General features: G+C 45.6%; 17 protein-coding genes and 1 tRNA gene. 10 read left to right on the top strand and 8 right to left on the bottom strand.

Features of this window, described 5'->3' with window-relative positions:
• Nucleotides 1-25: 25 nt before the first annotated feature.
• From ACNKW2_RS14090 to speA, 4 genes are all read right to left on the bottom strand, one after another.
• Entirely contained in the window at nucleotides 26-1,252 is a 1,227-nt protein-coding gene (locus ACNKW2_RS14090) for a mechanosensitive ion channel family protein (protein WP_419149124.1), read from the bottom strand.
• Complete coding sequence (locus ACNKW2_RS14085; RefSeq protein ID WP_419149123.1) at nucleotides 1,249-2,169, bottom strand: acetyltransferase; 921 nt, start codon at nucleotides 2,167-2,169, stop codon at nucleotides 1,249-1,251. The genes ACNKW2_RS14090 and ACNKW2_RS14085 overlap by 4 nt, the downstream gene beginning before the upstream one ends.
• A 15-nt stretch (nucleotides 2,170-2,184) precedes the next feature.
• Nucleotides 2,185-3,060: an acyltransferase gene (locus ACNKW2_RS14080; RefSeq protein WP_419149122.1), complete on the bottom strand. Its 876-nt coding sequence runs from the start codon at nucleotides 3,058-3,060 to the stop codon at nucleotides 2,185-2,187.
• Between the two features lie 131 nt (nucleotides 3,061-3,191).
• A complete protein-coding gene (speA, locus tag ACNKW2_RS14075; RefSeq protein WP_419149121.1) occupies nucleotides 3,192-5,072 on the bottom strand; it encodes a biosynthetic arginine decarboxylase in 1,881 nt (626 codons plus the stop codon).
• A gap of 211 nt (nucleotides 5,073-5,283) precedes the next feature.
• Between speA and speE the strand changes: the two genes are divergently transcribed.
• A complete protein-coding gene (gene speE / locus ACNKW2_RS14070) occupies nucleotides 5,284-6,144 on the top strand; it encodes a polyamine aminopropyltransferase (protein ID WP_419149120.1) in 861 nt (286 codons plus the stop codon).
• Between the two features lie 65 nt (nucleotides 6,145-6,209).
• Here the strand turns inward: speE and hemE are convergent, their stop codons facing one another.
• Nucleotides 6,210-7,277, bottom strand: a complete 1,068-nt coding sequence (hemE, locus tag ACNKW2_RS14065) for a uroporphyrinogen decarboxylase (protein ID WP_336568318.1) — start codon at nucleotides 7,275-7,277, stop codon at nucleotides 6,210-6,212.
• 469 nt (nucleotides 7,278-7,746) lie between these two features.
• On the opposite strand from hemE, the gene rsd reads away from it, so the two are divergent.
• On the top strand, nucleotides 7,747-8,220 hold the full coding sequence (gene rsd, locus ACNKW2_RS14060; protein WP_419149119.1) for a sigma D regulator: 474 nt from the start codon (nucleotides 7,747-7,749) through the stop codon (nucleotides 8,218-8,220).
• A gap of 314 nt (nucleotides 8,221-8,534) precedes the next feature.
• Here the strand turns inward: rsd and fkpA are convergent, their stop codons facing one another.
• The gene (fkpA, locus tag ACNKW2_RS14055) at nucleotides 8,535-9,290 is read right to left on the bottom strand and encodes an FKBP-type peptidyl-prolyl cis-trans isomerase (protein ID WP_336568314.1); all 756 of its coding nucleotides are present in this window, start codon (nucleotides 9,288-9,290) and stop codon (nucleotides 8,535-8,537) included.
• Nucleotides 9,291-9,591: 301 nt separating this feature from the next.
• On the opposite strand from fkpA, the gene ACNKW2_RS14050 reads away from it, so the two are divergent.
• Both ACNKW2_RS14050 and ACNKW2_RS14045 read left to right on the top strand, forming a co-directional pair.
• Complete coding sequence (locus ACNKW2_RS14050) at nucleotides 9,592-10,605, top strand: WD40 repeat domain-containing protein (RefSeq protein ID WP_419149118.1); 1,014 nt, start codon at nucleotides 9,592-9,594, stop codon at nucleotides 10,603-10,605.
• Complete coding sequence (locus ACNKW2_RS14045; RefSeq protein ID WP_419149117.1) at nucleotides 10,598-10,810, top strand: SlyX family protein; 213 nt, start codon at nucleotides 10,598-10,600, stop codon at nucleotides 10,808-10,810. Before ACNKW2_RS14050 ends, ACNKW2_RS14045 begins: the two co-directional genes overlap by 8 nt.
• 29 nt (nucleotides 10,811-10,839) lie before the next feature.
• Here ACNKW2_RS14045 and ACNKW2_RS14040 read toward each other — a convergent pair whose 3' ends face one another.
• Entirely contained in the window at nucleotides 10,840-11,040 is a 201-nt protein-coding gene (locus tag ACNKW2_RS14040; protein WP_336568308.1) for a YheV family putative zinc ribbon protein, read from the bottom strand.
• A 148-nt stretch (nucleotides 11,041-11,188) separates the two neighbouring features.
• Between ACNKW2_RS14040 and ACNKW2_RS14035 the strand changes: the two genes are divergently transcribed.
• The 6 genes from ACNKW2_RS14035 to ACNKW2_RS14010 all read left to right on the top strand — a co-directional run bounded on the left by ACNKW2_RS14035 (nucleotide 11,189) and on the right by ACNKW2_RS14010 (nucleotide 16,589).
• Complete coding sequence (locus ACNKW2_RS14035) at nucleotides 11,189-13,117, top strand: ATP-binding cassette domain-containing protein (protein ID WP_419149116.1); 1,929 nt, start codon at nucleotides 11,189-11,191, stop codon at nucleotides 13,115-13,117.
• Entirely contained in the window at nucleotides 13,111-13,563 is a 453-nt protein-coding gene (locus tag ACNKW2_RS14030) for a TIGR02444 family protein (RefSeq protein WP_419149115.1), read from the top strand. The genes ACNKW2_RS14035 and ACNKW2_RS14030 overlap by 7 nt, the downstream gene beginning before the upstream one ends.
• Before the next feature lie 144 nt (nucleotides 13,564-13,707).
• Nucleotides 13,708-13,854 (top strand): hypothetical protein, encoded by a 147-nt coding sequence (locus ACNKW2_RS14025; protein ID WP_336568305.1) that lies wholly within the window; start codon nucleotides 13,708-13,710, stop codon nucleotides 13,852-13,854.
• A 211-nt stretch (nucleotides 13,855-14,065) separates the two neighbouring features.
• The gene (locus tag ACNKW2_RS14020; RefSeq protein WP_419149114.1) at nucleotides 14,066-15,073 is read left to right on the top strand and encodes a hydrolase; all 1,008 of its coding nucleotides are present in this window, start codon (nucleotides 14,066-14,068) and stop codon (nucleotides 15,071-15,073) included.
• Nucleotide 15,074: 1 nt separating this feature from the next.
• Complete coding sequence (locus tag ACNKW2_RS14015; RefSeq protein ID WP_336568303.1) at nucleotides 15,075-15,323, top strand: YheU family protein; 249 nt, start codon at nucleotides 15,075-15,077, stop codon at nucleotides 15,321-15,323.
• A gap of 87 nt (nucleotides 15,324-15,410) precedes the next feature.
• Entirely contained in the window at nucleotides 15,411-16,589 is a 1,179-nt protein-coding gene (locus ACNKW2_RS14010) for a dipeptidase (RefSeq protein ID WP_419149113.1), read from the top strand.
• A 171-nt stretch (nucleotides 16,590-16,760) separates the two neighbouring features.
• Here the strand turns inward: ACNKW2_RS14010 and ACNKW2_RS14005 are convergent.
• Nucleotides 16,761-16,837, bottom strand: a tRNA-Met gene (locus ACNKW2_RS14005).
• Between the last annotated feature and the right edge of the window lie 216 nt (nucleotides 16,838-17,053).

The raw sequence follows: 17,053 nt of genomic DNA, 5'->3' as shown, positions 1-17,053 counted from the left end.
GGGCCTCTGTATTATTTCCCTAGTTTCATTGCTTATCAGGGTTGCTCGCCGAGGCTTTAACTTTTACTCGATGGGCACCAAAATAGTCGCTGACACTTTGATAAGGTCTGAGGCCAAAGCTTGGCATCACACTTAACATATAATCCAGTATATCAGCCTGCAAGTGCTCATAAAAAACCCAACGTTTATCACTGCTAAAGCAATAGAATTCCAATGGTAAACCATGGTGCGTTGGTGCCAGCTCCCTCACCATGCATAAACAATCTGGACTGATGGCTTCATGCTGTTTTAAATAAGCCTCGGCATAGCGCCGGAAAAGCCCTAGGTTAGTGATGTCTGTTGGCACAGATTCAAGCTCACTAAGTAATGAGTATTGCTGGTATAGCTGTGCTTTTCTATCCTCGTCTAAGAGTTCAATACTGGTAAAATCGATATGTATCGCACGCTTGATGCGCCGCCCCGCAGACTCTTGCATGGCACGCCAATTTTTAAATGAGTCGGAGATCAGCATATAGGTAGGGATGGTCGTCACGGTATTATCCCAGTTCTGAACTCTCACCGTGTTCAACCCCAAATCAATGACCTCACCATCCGCCCCAAAAGCATCTACTTGGATCCAGTCACCGGTGGTCACCAAGCGGTTTGCCGCAATTTGGATACTGGCAACCAAACCTAAAATGGTGTCTTTGAAGACCAGTATGATCACTGCAGCAATCGCACCAAAACCAGATAAGATATAGGTTGGCGACTTATCGACTAAAATACTGACGACTAATATCGTACAAACAATAAAAATCATCAGCTTAATCACTTGAACAATGCCTTGTATAGGCACTTCTTTGGCAAATGGGAAGAGGTTATAAACGCCGTTGCCAAGGTTAACTAGGCTACTGAGTAAGAACCCTGCAGCAATCACCAACAATAAATAGGCGAACGTTTCAATGACCCTAAACACCCACTGCGGCGCCACAAACAAGCGCTCATGATACGCCGAGAAAACCAATAAACACAGTACCAGCGCAAAGCGGCCACTGAACTTGCTCAGTTGTGGCCCGAGGTGACCAATTTTGCGCGGTGATACCCGCGTCAATAAACTCTCAACATTCGGTAAAACCAAACGGCGAACGACCCAGTAAAGTAACATTAACCCCAGCGCCGCAACGCCATTGGTTACCAATGCGCTAATGACTGTGCCTTGGGGAACGGCTTCAAGCCAAGGCTGTACAACATCATGAAGGTGATCAAACTTCATAGTTGCTCTAGCTCCTCATTTAGCGGCTGTTCAAGCCTTGCCTGTTCTAACCGGTGGGCTTCAAGTTGGCTATCTTTTTGCAGCCAAAGCTGATTAATAAAAGCTTGGAATTGCACCCGATAGGCTTTGTCTTGTTGGTAGTTTCCCAATGGGACTTGGCTCATGTCGAGGAACTCCAACTTGACATCAATGGCAGCCAGCCGCCCTTGCATAAAGGAGCGGCAAATATGCTCACCTTCAAGATCATAGGCGAGCGTCGCATTGAGCATACCATCAAGCTGCTCTGCCAACACTTCTAAAGCAAAGGCCACACCACCGGCTTTGGGTTTTAGTAAGTGTTTAAAGCGACTTTGCTGCTTATGATGCTTACTTCTAGTATAGCGTGTGCCCTCAACAAAATTAATTACAGTGGTGGGATGGTCTTTAAAGTTACGACAGCTGGCTTTGGTTCGCGCCACGTCCATGCCTTTGAGTTTAGGGTTTTTGGCGATCTGTGCTTTGCTAGCGCGCTTCATAAATGGCATCCCCATCGCCCACGCGCCAGTGCCAATAAATGGCACGTACTTTAATTCATCTTTTAAGAAAAATTTGGGGGCTGGTAACACTTCTAACGCACTGAGTACCACAATATCTAACCAGCTTAGGTGATTGGCAATAAGCAAATACCACCCCTGCGACTGCAATTCTTTAGGTAGCTTAACCGAGATAGTGTCGCAGGCGATCTTAAGCCCGATGTAATTGCCTTTACACCACATACCGTAAAAGAAATGCAATGCGGTGGAGATAAACTTAAGCGGTAGCAATAGTTTTACAACGCCAAATAGCAACACCAATAAGCCACAAACAAAAGTATTCATTAACAACCAAGCACTGGCTGATAGGCCTAAAAACCACTTTGGTAATACTTGCTTTAACATTACTCTATCCCTCTACTATTGTTTGTTGGCAAGCTCCGCAATTTGCGCATCTTTGGCTTGCCACAAGGTATTAAGCTCCGACTGAAAGCGAACCCTAAACTCAGGGTCGTTACTATAATCACCGATTAAGTTTGCACTGACCGGCATTACTTCCACCTGAACATTCACTGACTTTACCTTGCCGGCAATGAAATCTGCAAACGTTGGTACGCCCTCAGGATAATGAATAGTGACATTCACGACCTTGCTGATTTGCTCCCCCATGGCCTGCATTACAAACGCAATTCCCCCCGCTTTAGGCTTTAGCAGGTGGTTAAAGGGACTTTTTTGCTTACTGTGCTTGTACTCGGTGAAGCGAGTTCCCTCAACAAAGTTGACAATACTGACCGGCATGGTTTTGAACTTTTCACAGGCTTTACGGGTTGTTTCAATGTCCTTACCACGCAATTTCGGGTTCTTTTTTAACTGTGATTTGCTGGTACGTGTCATAAATGGGAAGTCTAGCGCCCACCAAGCCAAGCCTAATATTGGCACATACAGCAGCTCCTTTTTTAAGAAAAAGTTCAGAAACGGGATCTTGTTATGAAAGACCCGTTGTAATACTAGGATGTCCACCCAACTTTGATGGTTGGCGATCACCAAGTACCAATCTTTTGGTTTTAACTCATCTAGCCCAGATACATTCAGCTGGTATGGCGCAATTAAGTTCTGGCTTAGGGAGTTGCAAGCGACCCACTTGTTGGCGCACCACTTAGCGACCAAGCTCATCGTCTTTTGTAGCAATGGAATTGGCAATAACTTGATCAAGCCACAAATAAAAATGGGCACAAACCAAAAAATGGTGTTGATGGTATAAAGTAGCAAACTAAGCAGCTTACGAATTAACGACATGCATTCCCTCATCGCATTACAGTATTCATTATTATTGGCGTATGGCGTTATCATACCGCGAAAGTTGGTGACAATTAAGCCGACCAGTTAGTCGGCTCGCTTGTTATCAACAAAATTTCAGTAAGACGGTACTAGTCCTCAAAATAGGTATAGCCTTGCAAACCGGCATTTAGTTCTTGCAGGTACTGTGATTTAATGGCTTCTGGCAACGTCAGTGCAGCGATTTTCTGCGCGTAATTACGTGACAAATCGTCCTTATCGTAGTGAACAAACTTGAGCACATCTTCCACACTGTCGCCTTTAATGGCATTAGTCAGCTTGTAGCCATCGTCACTGAGCTCAAGGTGAACTGAATCGGTATCGCCAAAGAGGTTATGTAAGTCTCCTAAAATTTCCTGGTAAGCACCCACTAAGAACATCGCAATGTGATACTGCTCACCGTGCTTGTACTCAGGAATGGGTAAGCTAGATTCAATGCCTGCGCCCTCCACATAACTGTTGATCTGACCATCCGAGTCACAGGTAATATCTTGAATAACCGCACGTTGCGTCAGTGGTTGGTTTAACTTATCAATCGGCATTACGGGAAACAACTGATCGATCCCCCAGACATCAGGCAATGATTGAAACAGTGAAAAATTCACAAACAGTTTATCGGCGAGTTTTTCGTTTAGCTCATCCAATACCTCACGATGAGCGCGGGCATTGTCGGTTAGACTATCACGCACACGATGTAACGTAGTGAAATAAAGCTGCTCCAGTTGCGCCCACTCTTGCATACTGATTAGACCATGAACATATTGATCATGAGCGTCAGAAAATAAGTGCATTGCATCATGGTAGGTCTCTAACGCCATTCTTGGCGTTAACCGAGTTAACGACTGCCATAGCTCCTGTAACACCAACGGAGAGGAGGCATGAGGCTGCACAGGCTCTAATTGGTTTGGTGCTTTTTCAATGTCGATAACATCGGTGATCAGCATGGCATGATGTGCCGTCAGTGCTCGGCCAGACTCAGTAATAATATCAGGGTGGGGTAACTGATTGAGCTCAGCCACCTCATGAAACGCATGCACCACATTTTTAGCGTATTCCGCCACGCTGTAGTTCATAGAGCAAGCACTGCGTGAACCCGAGCCCTCATAGTCGACACCTAAGCCACCCCCAACATCGACAGTGCGCAGCGGCACGCCCATTTGATATAACTCAGCGTAATGTCGTGCACATTCTTTTAAGGCTCGTTGAATATCGCGAATATTCGCTACTTGAGAGCCAATATGAAAGTGCACCAATTGCATTAAATGCAAGCGGTTATGCGACTTAAGTAACTCAATGGCTTGTAATACTTGGCTGGCAGTCAAGCCAAACTTGCCTTTCTCGCCGCCGGTATTTTGCCATTTGCCTTTACCGACAGAGTTTAAGCGAATGCGAATGCCAATCGCCGGTTCAACCCCTAAGTCCTCAATTTCTTGCAATAGGGTGTCTAACTCGGAGAGCTTTTCTACCACAATGTTAACGTGGTGGCCCATGGCTTGACCAATACAGGCTAAGCGCAAAAACTCGCTGTCTTTGTAACCATTACAAACAATAGTGATGGGCTGTTCGGCAATGCCAAGAATGGCCATCAATTCAGGCTTTGAGCCGGCCTCTAGCCCCACTAAACCACTGGGGTGAGCTAACAATTTACTGACCACAGAGCGCTGCTGGTTAACTTTGATTGGGTAAACGCAGGTGTATTGACCTTGATAGTCTCGTTGCGCTCTTGCCTGAGTAAATGCTTGAGTTAAGGTATCGACTCGGTGCTTTAAAATATCGGTAAATCGAACTAACACAGGCAAGGTGAGCCCTTGTGCTTTGAACTGCTCAGTCAGTTCTAATAGAGTAATGGCAGGTTTGGTTCGATCGCCATCCGGAAACGCCACCAATTGGCCTTGGTCATTAATATCAAAATAGCCGTCACTCCAATGAGTAACATTATAAACAGAACGTGCGCTTTGCAGACCCCAAGTCATTACAACTCTCGATTAGTGCTTCATAAAACCTCATTCTAATACGCGTGTAGCCCCTTTGCGACCAAAAAATAAAGACGTAGATAAATTTTGTCTTGTTTGCAAAAAGCCGACACTAAACACGACAAAGTTGCCATTGTTGACTAAAATCATTTGAGCAAACCAGCAAGCGCTGGCAAAATTGCGACAACTAAACTCGAGTGTGAAAACAATCATGGCAAATTTAGAAGCAAACCGTTGGTTTACCGAAATTAGCGACCGCGATGGCAGCGCTTTTTCGCTCCGGATCAACAAAAAATTAGATGAAATTCAATCGCCATTTCAAAACGTTGAAATGTTCGAAACCACTGACTTTGGTAACCTGATGATCATTGACGGCTGTACTATGGTAAGTAGTCGTGAAAACTTCTTCTACCATGAGATGATGAGTCACCCGGCATTGTTCTCACACCCGGCTCCAAAAAATGTGGTCATTATTGGCGGTGGTGACTGTGGTACTTTACGAGAAGTGCTAAAGCACCCAGAGGTGGAGCAAGTCACACAAATTGATATCGATGAAGTCGTGACGCAAATGGCGTTGAAATACTTCCCTGAGCTCTGTGAAGCGAATGACGATCCTCGTGCCACTATAATGTTCGATGACGGCATTAAGTATATGCGTGAAGCCGAGGCCAACTCAGTAGACGTGATTATTGTCGATGGCACCGATCCTGTGGGGCCAGGAGAAGGCTTGTTTAACCACGCTTTCTATCAAAGCTGTTTAGCCGCACTTCGCGATGGCGGGATTTTGGTGCAACAAAGTGAGTCGCCACTGATGCATATGCCGCTGCTATTGGAAATGCGTGATGCCATGATCGACGTCGGCTTTGTCGACTTGCAAACATTACCGTTCCCACAGCCTATTTACCCAAGCGGATTATGGTCTGCAACCATGGCAAGAAAAGCACAGAAATTTACTCACTTCCGTGAGCAAGATGCCGATGCAGCCACCTTTAATACCGAATATTATAATTCAGGTATTCATAAAGGAGCGCTTGCCACACCTAACTTTATGAAACGCGCGTTTAGCAAATAACGTAAACCGGCCGTGCCCATAACAAAAAAGGAGCCTGAAGGCTCCTTTTTTGGGTTTTATTTATATTACTTTTGATGATACTGACGGCTGAATTCATGCACCGCGTTAATAAAGACACCTGCATTTTCTGGGTCGACATCTGGAGTAATACCGTGGCCCAGGTTGAACACATGGCCTTCGCCTTCACCAAAGCCGGCAAGAATGTGCTGCACTTCTTCACGAATACGTTCAGGTGTACCGTGTAGCATTGATGGGTCCATATTGCCCTGTAGCGCAACTTTATCACCAACACGACGTTTAGCATCGGCAATATCAATGGTCCAATCTAGTCCCACAGCATCACAGCCCGTTGCCGCAATGGCTTCAATCCATTGACCACCATTTTTGGTAAATAGCGTCACAGGTACCTTGCGACCATCGTTCTCACGAATTAAGCCATCAACAATTTTTTGCATGTATTGCAGTGAGAACTCTTGATAATCACGCGGGCTCAATACCCCACCCCAAGAGTCAAATATCATCAAAGATTGCGCACCGGCTTGCACTTGCGCGTTTAAGTAGTCGATAACCGAATCGGCAACTTTATCTAGCAATAAGTGCAGTGTTTGTGGCTCGGCAAATGCCATTTTTTTGATTTTACCAAAGGTTTTGCTGCTGCCACCTTCAATCATGTAAGTGGCCAGCGTCCATGGTGAACCAGAAAAACCTATCAGCGGAACTTCGCCTTTTAGCTCGCGACGAATTGTGCTCACCGCATTCATAACATACCCGAGCTCATCATTAGGATCGAGCTTAGGCAGTTTTTTTACGTCATCAAGTGATTGGATTGGACGCTCGAACTTAGGTCCTTCACCGGTTTCAAAATACAAGCCTAAGCCCATCGCATCAGGGATAGTTAAAATGTCGCTAAACAAAATAGCAGCATCTAGCGGGTAACGACGCAAAGGTTGCAAGGTCACTTCGCAGGCTAATTCGGCATTTTTACATAGGCTCATAAAGTCACCAGCTTGTGCTCTCGTAGCACGATATTCTGGTAGATAACGACCAGCTTGGCGCATCATCCATACTGGCGTGACGTCAACAGGTTGCTTTAGTAGCGCTCGTAAATAACGATCGTTCTTTAATTCGCTCATAGCGTCTCAGTTCCAATACTAATTTAATTGGCCAAATTGTATCACTAAGTGGACAGTGGCACTATCTAAACTAAGCACGGAAATGGTCCAATGTGATCTAGATTAAATTCAGCCGGATACGAGGTTTATGCCAAGTTTGATTACAAAAAATTAGAAACACGCAATTAAACTGTTTGCAACACGGTTAAAAGGTTGGTATAAAATTACCGCGTTATAAAAATAACAATAAAAAAACACCTTCTATAATATTAAAGACAACAAATACGCAACAAGCTAAACTGCTATCTTGAACCACCTTGAGGTTACCTCTTGGTGGTTTTTATTTTATATCCCTATGAATTTTCTAATATTCCACTCTCAATAAAGCACGAGTATGTTGATCTTTTTCAACATTTAGAGAAAAAGAGGTTGACCTTTGCGGCCGTTTCCCTTTCCATAGAGATAAGTTACCCGCTTTAGGAGAATCACTATGCTTTCGCAGTTAGAACAAGCCCAACAAAAATGGGGAGGCAGCCATAGTGTAATTGATGCATGGTTAGCAGAGCGTCAGGAACTATTGGTCTTATATTATAAAGTTGCAGGATGCTCACCTTCTCGAAATGGCAAAGCGCTACCTGAACAGGTCGATATCCAATCGTTTTGTCAAATCTTGATGGACTACTTGTCAGCAGGACACTTCGAAATTTATGACAACATTGTCGAAGCCTGCCAAGAAAAGGGGCCAGAAAGTGCCAAGCTGGCACAATCTCTGTACCCAAGAATTACCGAAACCACGGACGTCGCGCTAGACTTCAATGATAAATACGCTGAAGTAAGCCAAGATACCCAAATGCTAGAGGACTTTGATGCCGATTTGTCGACTTTAGGTGAGACACTGGAGTTGCGCTTTGAACTTGAAGACGAGTTAATCGATAACCTTTACGCCAACCATAGCGACGACTAGCCAAATCAGCGGGAACCAAGCACAAAAAAAGGTGAGATTGCTATCTCACCTTTTTTGTATCTAGTGTCTATATCATCTTGCTTTGTTGCGAAGAACCCAGTTAGCGCTCGGCGTAACACCTCAAGCTAATACCAACCCGCATTAATACCTGCTCAATTTGAGGGAGCAAATTCGACGCTAACTGCGTTAAAAATTTCTTATTTAGAACAACTAAATAGCAAAATTTTCGCCTTGTTATCGACAGAATTTTCTTGCCTCAAATAGACCACTTAATTAAGCGAATTGGTATAACAGGGCGTTAAGACACTATAGTATTATTCAGCCGGCTTTTCTGCTTCGCCATCTTCGATTTCAAGCAGTTCAACCTCAAATACTAGCGTTGAGTTAGCTGGGATCTTACCAAGGTCACGCTCACCGTACGCCAGCTCTGAAGGAATAGTAAATTTGTACTTTGAGCCGACGTTCATCAGCTGCAAGCCTTCAGTCCAGCCTGGAATAACTTGGTTTAAACGGAATGAAGCTGGCTCGTTGCGCGAGTATGAGCTGTCAAATTCACTACCATCTAGCAAGGTGCCTTTGTAGTGTACTTTTACCATATCGGTAGCGACTGGCTTTTCACCATCGCCTTCCGTCATCACTTCATACTGTAAGCCAGAATCCGTTACCGTCACGCCTTCTTTTTTGGCGTTTTCAGCTAGGTACTTTTCACCTTCAGCTTTGTGCTTCTTAGCATCAGCTTCGGCTTTCGCTGCTTGCTTTTCACGTACAGACGAGTCAAGCGCTGTTAATACTTCACGGATTTTTGCTTCATCTAATTTAGCTTCACCGGCAAGTGCGTCTTCAAAGCCGCGCATTAATAACGCTTGATCCAGCTCGACACCCAATTCTTTTTTGTCAGCCAGATCTTTTTGTAGGAAGTTACCTACTGATGCACCAATACCGTACGCTTGTTGCTGTGCTTCAGTTTCCAGTTTAACTTCCGCTGGTTTTTGTTCTTCTGCTTGTTTGTTGCATGCTACTAGTGCTAAAACTGATGCTGCAACCAGTGACAATTTGATCGTCTGTTTCATTCTCAACTCTCCGACAGTCCCTACTATCAAAGCAATTACACTCATTGGCGCATGCCCGATATCCGGTGTCATTGTTAATTTTATATTAATAAGAAAAGGGGTTAGTCACACTAACATTCTCAACTTAAATTGCCAATATACTTGGCGCAATTCGCGCTCAGGTAAGATTGGCAGCTGACTAATTATTATCGCGTAACGACATTACGCTTTTAATACGCTAATATCAAAAATAATATCTTGTTTTTAAGGTCTTTAGTTTACCTTGGGTCGACACTGGAGTTAACAGGAACATACCTATTATATGGTCATTAAAACCAGCACAACGCGGTCTTTAACACTCTTTTCCAGCTTAATTGTTGTATTGCTACTTTCAGCCTGTGGCAGTGACACCTCAAAGGCAACGCTGACCGTTGAGCACGCCAGTCGCGGTGCTTTTTCTGCAGCGCTCTCAGCCGATGGCCGCTACAGTTTAGTGTCATCCATAGAGCATGGGGCCATGCTTTGGGATAATCAAGAGCACGGCTTAAAATACCAATGGCGACACTCATCAGAGCCAGACGAGCTGATCCACTCACTGGCCATCGCCAATGATAACTCCACAGCCGTCACCGCTGCCGATACCACCTTCGCTATTTGGAGTATCGATAGTGGCGAAAACCTCGGTTACTATGAAATCGAAACCGCCACCATTCGAGATGTCGCCATTAGCAACAGGGGCCAATTTTTATTAATCGCGCGCAGCGACAATGTCGTCGTTCACCTCGACTTAGAGAGCGGCAGGCGCATAGAGTTCCTCGGACACCAAGAAAATATCAACTCCATTGCCATGTCCCCTAATGGCCGTTTCGCGCTTACCGGCGGCAATGACTACAGTGCCTACTTTTGGGATACCAGAACCGGCCAAGTGATCCACCGCTTTAACCACCCCAGTCGGGTGACCAAAGTGGCACTGGATAATCAGGGCCGTTATGCATTTACCGCAGACAGTATGAAAAAAGCCAGTATTTGGCAGCTCACAACGGGTGAATTAAAGACGCAATTACAGTATATTGCCAGACAGAAGATATTCAGTGCCGTGCGCTTTAATGACAGCGCCACTTTGCTTGCCACCGGCTCTCCGAACCGCGAATTAATTTTGTGGCGGATTGAAGATGGTAAACGCCTGCAGACCTGGCGCGTACAACCCAGAGAAGGCAGTCGCCCCAAATCTGCCGTGGTATTCGATGTCGCTTTTCAGCAACAAGGTAAGGCATTACTAACAGAAAGCTCTAGCGGCTTATTAGAGAAATTTGAACAGGTGAAACACCATGAATGAATTAGAAAACCGGATCACCGAGCTCGAAGCAAAAATTGCTTTTCAAGACGATACCATTGAAACGCTTAATGATGAGCTAAAAACCCACCAACAGCGCATGGCAAAAATGCAACGTCAAATTGAGCTATTAGCAGAAAAAATTAAGGAAGGAAAGGATCCCGGCATGATGCCTCTGCATCAAGAGCCACCGCCGCCTCACTACTAATTGGTAGGAGGCAGTGCGACTGACTTGAACTACTCTGGGGTAAATACCCCGATCACTTGCTCGAATTGACGAGTTGAGGCTTGGACCGCATCTTTAGGCTGGGTCATCACGTGGCCACATTCCACGCACTCAACTTTCTCTACCTCATTCTCTTTGTAGAGCATCATTACATCCAGCTTTTGGCATTCTGGACAGCTGGCACCCGCAATAAAACGTTTTTTAACTTTCAATTTATCAGCCTCAATAGTTTATGCTGTAACAAGTGGCATCGCGCACAATTAGTACTATTTTACCCTAGTTTTAAATCTCTTGATACGCTTGTGGTTGCGGATCCGATCCGTGTTATCATGCCGGCAGAATACATAGGTCTTGAGAATTATGATCCAATTAACCGACATCGAGCTGCTACGTGGCAGTAAGACATTACTTAAACAAGCCAATGCCACTCTCTACCCACAACATAAAGTGGGGTTAGTAGGCGCCAATGGCTGTGGTAAATCTTCTTTGTTTGCGCTGCTCAAAGGCGAATTACAACTGGATGCCGGAGAGTTTAACCTGCCTAAAGACTGGTCCATTGCCTCGGTTAAGCAAGAAACTCCCGCATTAGATATCAGTGCCTTGGAGTATGTGCTGCAAGGACACCCAGAGTATTACCAATTGCGCACCATGTTACAGCAAGCCGAGCGCGATCAAGATGGTGATAAACAAGCTTATGCCCACCAACAGCTTGAGCATATTCAAGGCTACAGTATTGAGGCCAAAGCAGGTGAGTTACTCCATGGCTTAGGGTTTAGTAATGAGCAAATTGACTTTGCTGTCAGCGAATTCTCCGGTGGTTGGCGTATGCGACTTAACTTGGCGCAAGCACTGATCCGCAATGCGGACTTGCTACTCCTCGATGAGCCCACCAACCACTTAGACCTAGATGCGGTGTATTGGCTGGAACGCTTTTTACGCGGCTTTCAAGGCACACTGGTATTGATCTCCCACGACCGAGAGTTTCTCGACGCCGTAGTAGGAGAAATTTGGCATATTGATCAACAGCAAATCAATGTCTATAAAGGCCACTACTCGCAGTTTGAGCGGCAAAAAGCGGAACGCATGGCACAACAACAAGCTTTATACCAAAAGCAGCAAGAGACCATTGCTCACCTTGAGCAGTTCATTACTCGTTTTAAAGCCAAAGCCAGCAAAGCCAAACAAGCACAAAGCCGAGTCAAAGCGCTAGAAAGAATGGAGATGTTAGCACCGGCCCATGCAGACTCTCCATTCAACTTTGAATTTGCTAACCCGACTAGCTTGCCGAACCCTTTAATGACCTTAGAGCATGCCAAAGCCAGCTACGGTGATATCACTATACTGCATGATATCAAGCTCAACTTGGTGCCAGGCAGTCGCATCGCCTTGTTGGGGCGCAACGGTGCCGGTAAGTCGACCTTGATAAAATTATTAGCCGGTGACATCACTCCACAGGCTGGAGAAGTTTTTCAACATCAAGGACTCAACGTCGGCTATTTTGCTCAGCATCAATTAGAATCACTGGACTTGAATGCCAGCGCCGTAACCCACATTCAACGCCTTGATCCTGAAGCGCCAGAGCAAGTACTGCGTGATTTTCTTGGCGGTTTTGCATTTCATGGCGACAAGGCGCTCGAGCCCGTAGCGCCGTTTTCCGGTGGTGAGAAAGCCCGCTTAGTGTTAGCCATGTTAGTGTACCAAAAGCCAAACCTACTGCTATTAGATGAGCCAACCAACCACCTCGATTTAGAGATGCGTCATGCGCTGGTAATGGCATTACAAGGCTTTGAAGGAGCCATGGTGACGGTGTCGCACGACCGTCATATGTTAAAAAATACCGCGGATGAATTTTACTTGGTTGATAATGGCACGGTGTCACAGTTTGGCTATGACCTGGAGGCCTACTATCAGTGGTTAATGGAAGCCAACAAAGCCCAAAGTAAGGTAACTGACACCGGTGGCGAACAAAAACAGCATTCGAACGCTAACCGCAAAGAGCAAAAGCGCCTTGAAGCTGAGTTTAGAAAGGCAGTTCAGCCACTGAAAAAGTCCATCGATAAACTCGAAAAGCAATTAGATAAGCTCACTGCTCAAGCACAAGAAATAGAGCTCGCACTGGCAGACAACAGTCTCTACAGCGATGATAATAAGGCCAAGCTTAATCAGCTACTCGCTCAGCAAGCAGAGGTTACACCGGCGCTGAACGATACGGAAGAGGCCTTGTTGCTGGCACTAGAAGAGCTGGAGGAAAAGCAACTCCACTTCGACAGCACAGGCGAGATATGTTAAGTCGCAGCGATTTTTGGCAATTTGCCTGCGACTGTTATGCCCGCCCGGGGATGCAACAGGCATTACTGGCCTTGCAAGATAAGGCCGCTAAGAATGTCAATCTCTGCTTGCTGTTATGTTACCTCGATGTCCTTGGCTACACCTTAGACCAAGAAATAGTGAAGCGCTTAACTGACGCAGCGGAGGCGTTTGATAACCAAGTGCTGCGGCCACAGCGCGCAATCCGCCAACAGCTTAAGGCACACCACCAAGATTATGATAACTACGCCGCTATGCGCGGCGCACTGCTTAATGCCGAGCTCACCTTGGAGCAGCGACAGCAAGATTTATTGTTGAGGGTATTGGAGCAGCACTCACTGCCGTCAATGCCGCAAAAAAACCGCACCAGCAACCTTCATCTCTACCTCTGTGAGACGCAAACACAACAGCTGCTAGCCCTGTTGTAGCCGTTTGTCATCGCAAAACCTGATCGAGATCAAGCCTCAGCATAAGTATCGCTTAACTGCACTGTGAAACTTGATCTTGATCATGTCAGCCACGGCGTACCTCATCTACTATTTAGTCATCGACAAGTTAGGAGGCACGCAGCCATGAACGTATTCTTTAGAGACTTTTTTTCCGACCCTGTGTTGTTTTTGTCTTTTGGTATCTTAGGCATCGTTATTTTGCTGTGCTGCTACTACGTCTACTTCTTCGTTAAAAAAGTAATGGACGCTGAAGTACCAAACGAACAATAAGATGAATTTTTAAGTTTGATGAGCTAATCGTCAACTCAATAACAGTTCCCCAACGTTAAGAATTAAGCACGACGCACAAAGCACCTTATCAGCTCAGCTGGTCGGGTGCTTTTTATTTTACTGGCTTAACTCCGCTGGGATATTAAGTTAAACTGCTTGGAATATGCAGCAAAGTGTAGACTTTATCTCTTTGGCTTAACTAAGTGGTAATATGAACCAAGCAATCAAACCCGCAATCGCGCAACAATTCGATTTTACCCCAGCATGGTGGATGCGTAATCGTCATGCACAAACCATCTTGCCGCGCTTCTTTCGTCCAAGGTTATCGGTGGAAGTGACTTTTGAGGCACTCGAAACGCCCGATAATGACTTTTTAGAATTAGCTTGGGCAGCACATGGCAACCCTAATGCGCCTCTGGTGGTCGTGTTGCATGGCTTAGAAGGCAATATTAACAGTTTTTATGCCAAAGGCTTATTAAAGGCGCTAACACAAAACGGGTTCGATGCCGTATTAATGCACTTTCGTAACTGCTCAAGAGAACCCAATCGTCAAGCTCGCGCCTATCACAGCGGTGAAACCAGTGATCTAGCATTTGTGATTGATACCTTAACGCAGCGCTTTGCTGGCCGCACCTTATATGCCGTTGGTTTTTCACTTGGTGGTAATGTGTTAGCAAAATATTTGGGTGAGAAACAACAGCACAGTGGTCTTGCTGCTGGGGTGGTGGTATCAGCGCCCTATCATCTGTCTTCTTCTTGCCAGGTGATCCGCAAAAGCTGTTTTAAGCTATATCAAAAGTATTTGCTAGATCGGATGAAAAAGTCTTTTTCTCGCAAGTTAGACACGCTCACAGATCAAATTAATATCAACCGTGAGACGCTATTTAAGATCAACGATTTATGGCAGTTTGATGACCAAATCACGGCGCCGCTACATGGCTTTGATGGCGCAGAAGATTACTACCAACAAGCCAGCGCGCAACCGTACCTGAAACACATTACCACCCCTACACTGTTGATCCATGCCGAAGATGACCCCATGTTATCTCGTCAAGCCGTTCCCCTACAGGAGCAGGTAAACTCACCAGTAACACTGGCGGTGAGTAAGCACGGTGGTCACGTTGGTTTTATTAGTGGTAACAACCCGTTACGACCCATATTTTGGTTAGAGCAAGTGATCCCAGAGTATTTGCAACAATTCCACAGCAAGGCAAAGTAGTATGATTATTCCTTACCAGCAAATCGCCGCAGACACCTTAGAGAGCCTAATAGAACATTATGTGCTGCGTGAAGGCACCGATTATGGCGATGTGGAAGTCAGTACCGAACAAAAAGTCGCCGAGGTTAAAGCACAATTAAAATCTGGTGAAGCACTGATTGTTTTTTCTGAGCTGCACGAGTCAGTCAACATTGTTAGCAAAGCCCAGTTCCAAGCCATGCAAAGCGAGGAGCAATACTCGCAATATTGAGCGTTGCGACATCAATCGCAAACAGTTGTGCACATGGCGGGACTTGTTACAATCAAAGCTCAATAACTATAAAGGAAAGGTATTTTTATGAAGCTCGCCACTACGCTTTGCAGTTTGGCACTGGCTGTCTCAACAGCCTACGCAACTGAGTATAAAGCCTCAGAACGTGCAGTAAAACTTGCTCAAGATAACATCCTCATCGACACCCATATTGATGTCCCCTACCGTATTCAAGACACTTGGGATGACGTCAGTAAGGCCACCGAGGGTGGCGACTTCGATTACCCCAGAGCGGTGCAAGGTGGCCTCAACGCCCCGTTTATGTCTATTTATATTCCCGCCAACCTAGAGTTTGAAGGCAAAGGCAAAAGCTATCAACTAGCCAACCAGCTGATTGATGGCATGGAAGCTTTGGTTTACCGTGCTCCTGATAAGTTTGCCATGGCTTACAACACGGATGATATTTACCAGCAATTTGATAAGGGCTTAATGTCTATTGCCATGGGGATGGAAAACGGCTCCCCTATTGAAGGCGACATGGCCAACTTAAAACACTTCTACGACCGTGGTGTACGTTATATCACCTTAGCACACTCACAAAGCAACCATATTTCAGACTCATCCTATGATATCCGCCGTAAGTGGAAAGGCCTTAGTCCATTTGGCAAAGAGTTGGTGGTCGAGATGAATAAAATCGGTATGCTCATCGATGTCTCACACATCTCTGATGATGCCTTTTACCAGGTGATGGAAATCTCGAAAGTACCGGTTGTGGCATCACACTCTTCATTACGTAAGTACACACCTGGGTTTGAGCGCAATATGGACGACGACATGCTCAAAGCGCTGGCCAAAAATGGTGGCGTAATCCAAATCAACTTTGGCTCGAGCTTTGTAACAGCCAAAGCTGGCGCTTGGTATGACAAGCGCGATGAAGCGCAAAAAGCAGCGAAAGGCCAGCCTAAAACGGACTTTAGAGCAGCATTTAGAGCGAAAAACCCATTCCCCTACGCCACCCTAGAGCAGGTGCTCGACCATATTGATCACGTGGTTAAGCTCATTGGTATTGAGCACGTTGGTATTGGTTCTGATTATGACGGCGTAGGCGACTCGCTACCTATTGGGCTAAAAGACGTTTCTACCTACCCAAATCTAGTACAGGGACTATTAGATAGAGGGTACAGCGACGCTGATATTAAACTTATCCTAGGTGGTAATACTCTGCGCGTTTGGCAACAAGCAGAAGAGTACGCTAAGAAATTCTAATTGCACTAATACCATGCGTCATCGAATAGGTGGCGCAATTACCAGCAACACCTTCCATTAAACTGCGTAAACGGTTTTATTTTGAAAGTTATGTAATTGAAATTGGAAATGTTTTGGTAATAGTGTGAGTGATACAGGAATGTGGAGTTATGAGGGCCACTTTGTAAAAAGTGGTTGCGGGAGCCGGATTTGAACCGACGACCTTCGGGTTATGAGCCCGACGAGCTACCAGGCTGCTCCATCCCGCGCCTGTAAATTTTGTGTTGAACCAAACACGTCGGTGTCCGACGACCTTCGGCTCTTTCCAGGTTTAGCGAGTCCGACGAATGATTTATCATTCTGCTCCATCCCGCGCCTGTATTTTTACTAATTTAAAGTCATGTAAAACTGACTGCATATAGCCACAAAAAGTGGTTGCGGGAGCCGGATTTGAACCGACGACCTTCGGGTTATGAGCCCGACGA

Source organism: Pseudoalteromonas 'SMAR' (assembly GCF_048515945.1).
GTDB lineage: Bacteria > Pseudomonadota > Gammaproteobacteria > Enterobacterales > Alteromonadaceae > Pseudoalteromonas.
Note: the sequence above shows the minus strand (reverse complement) of the source record. Positions and strands in the feature narration are given on the sequence as shown.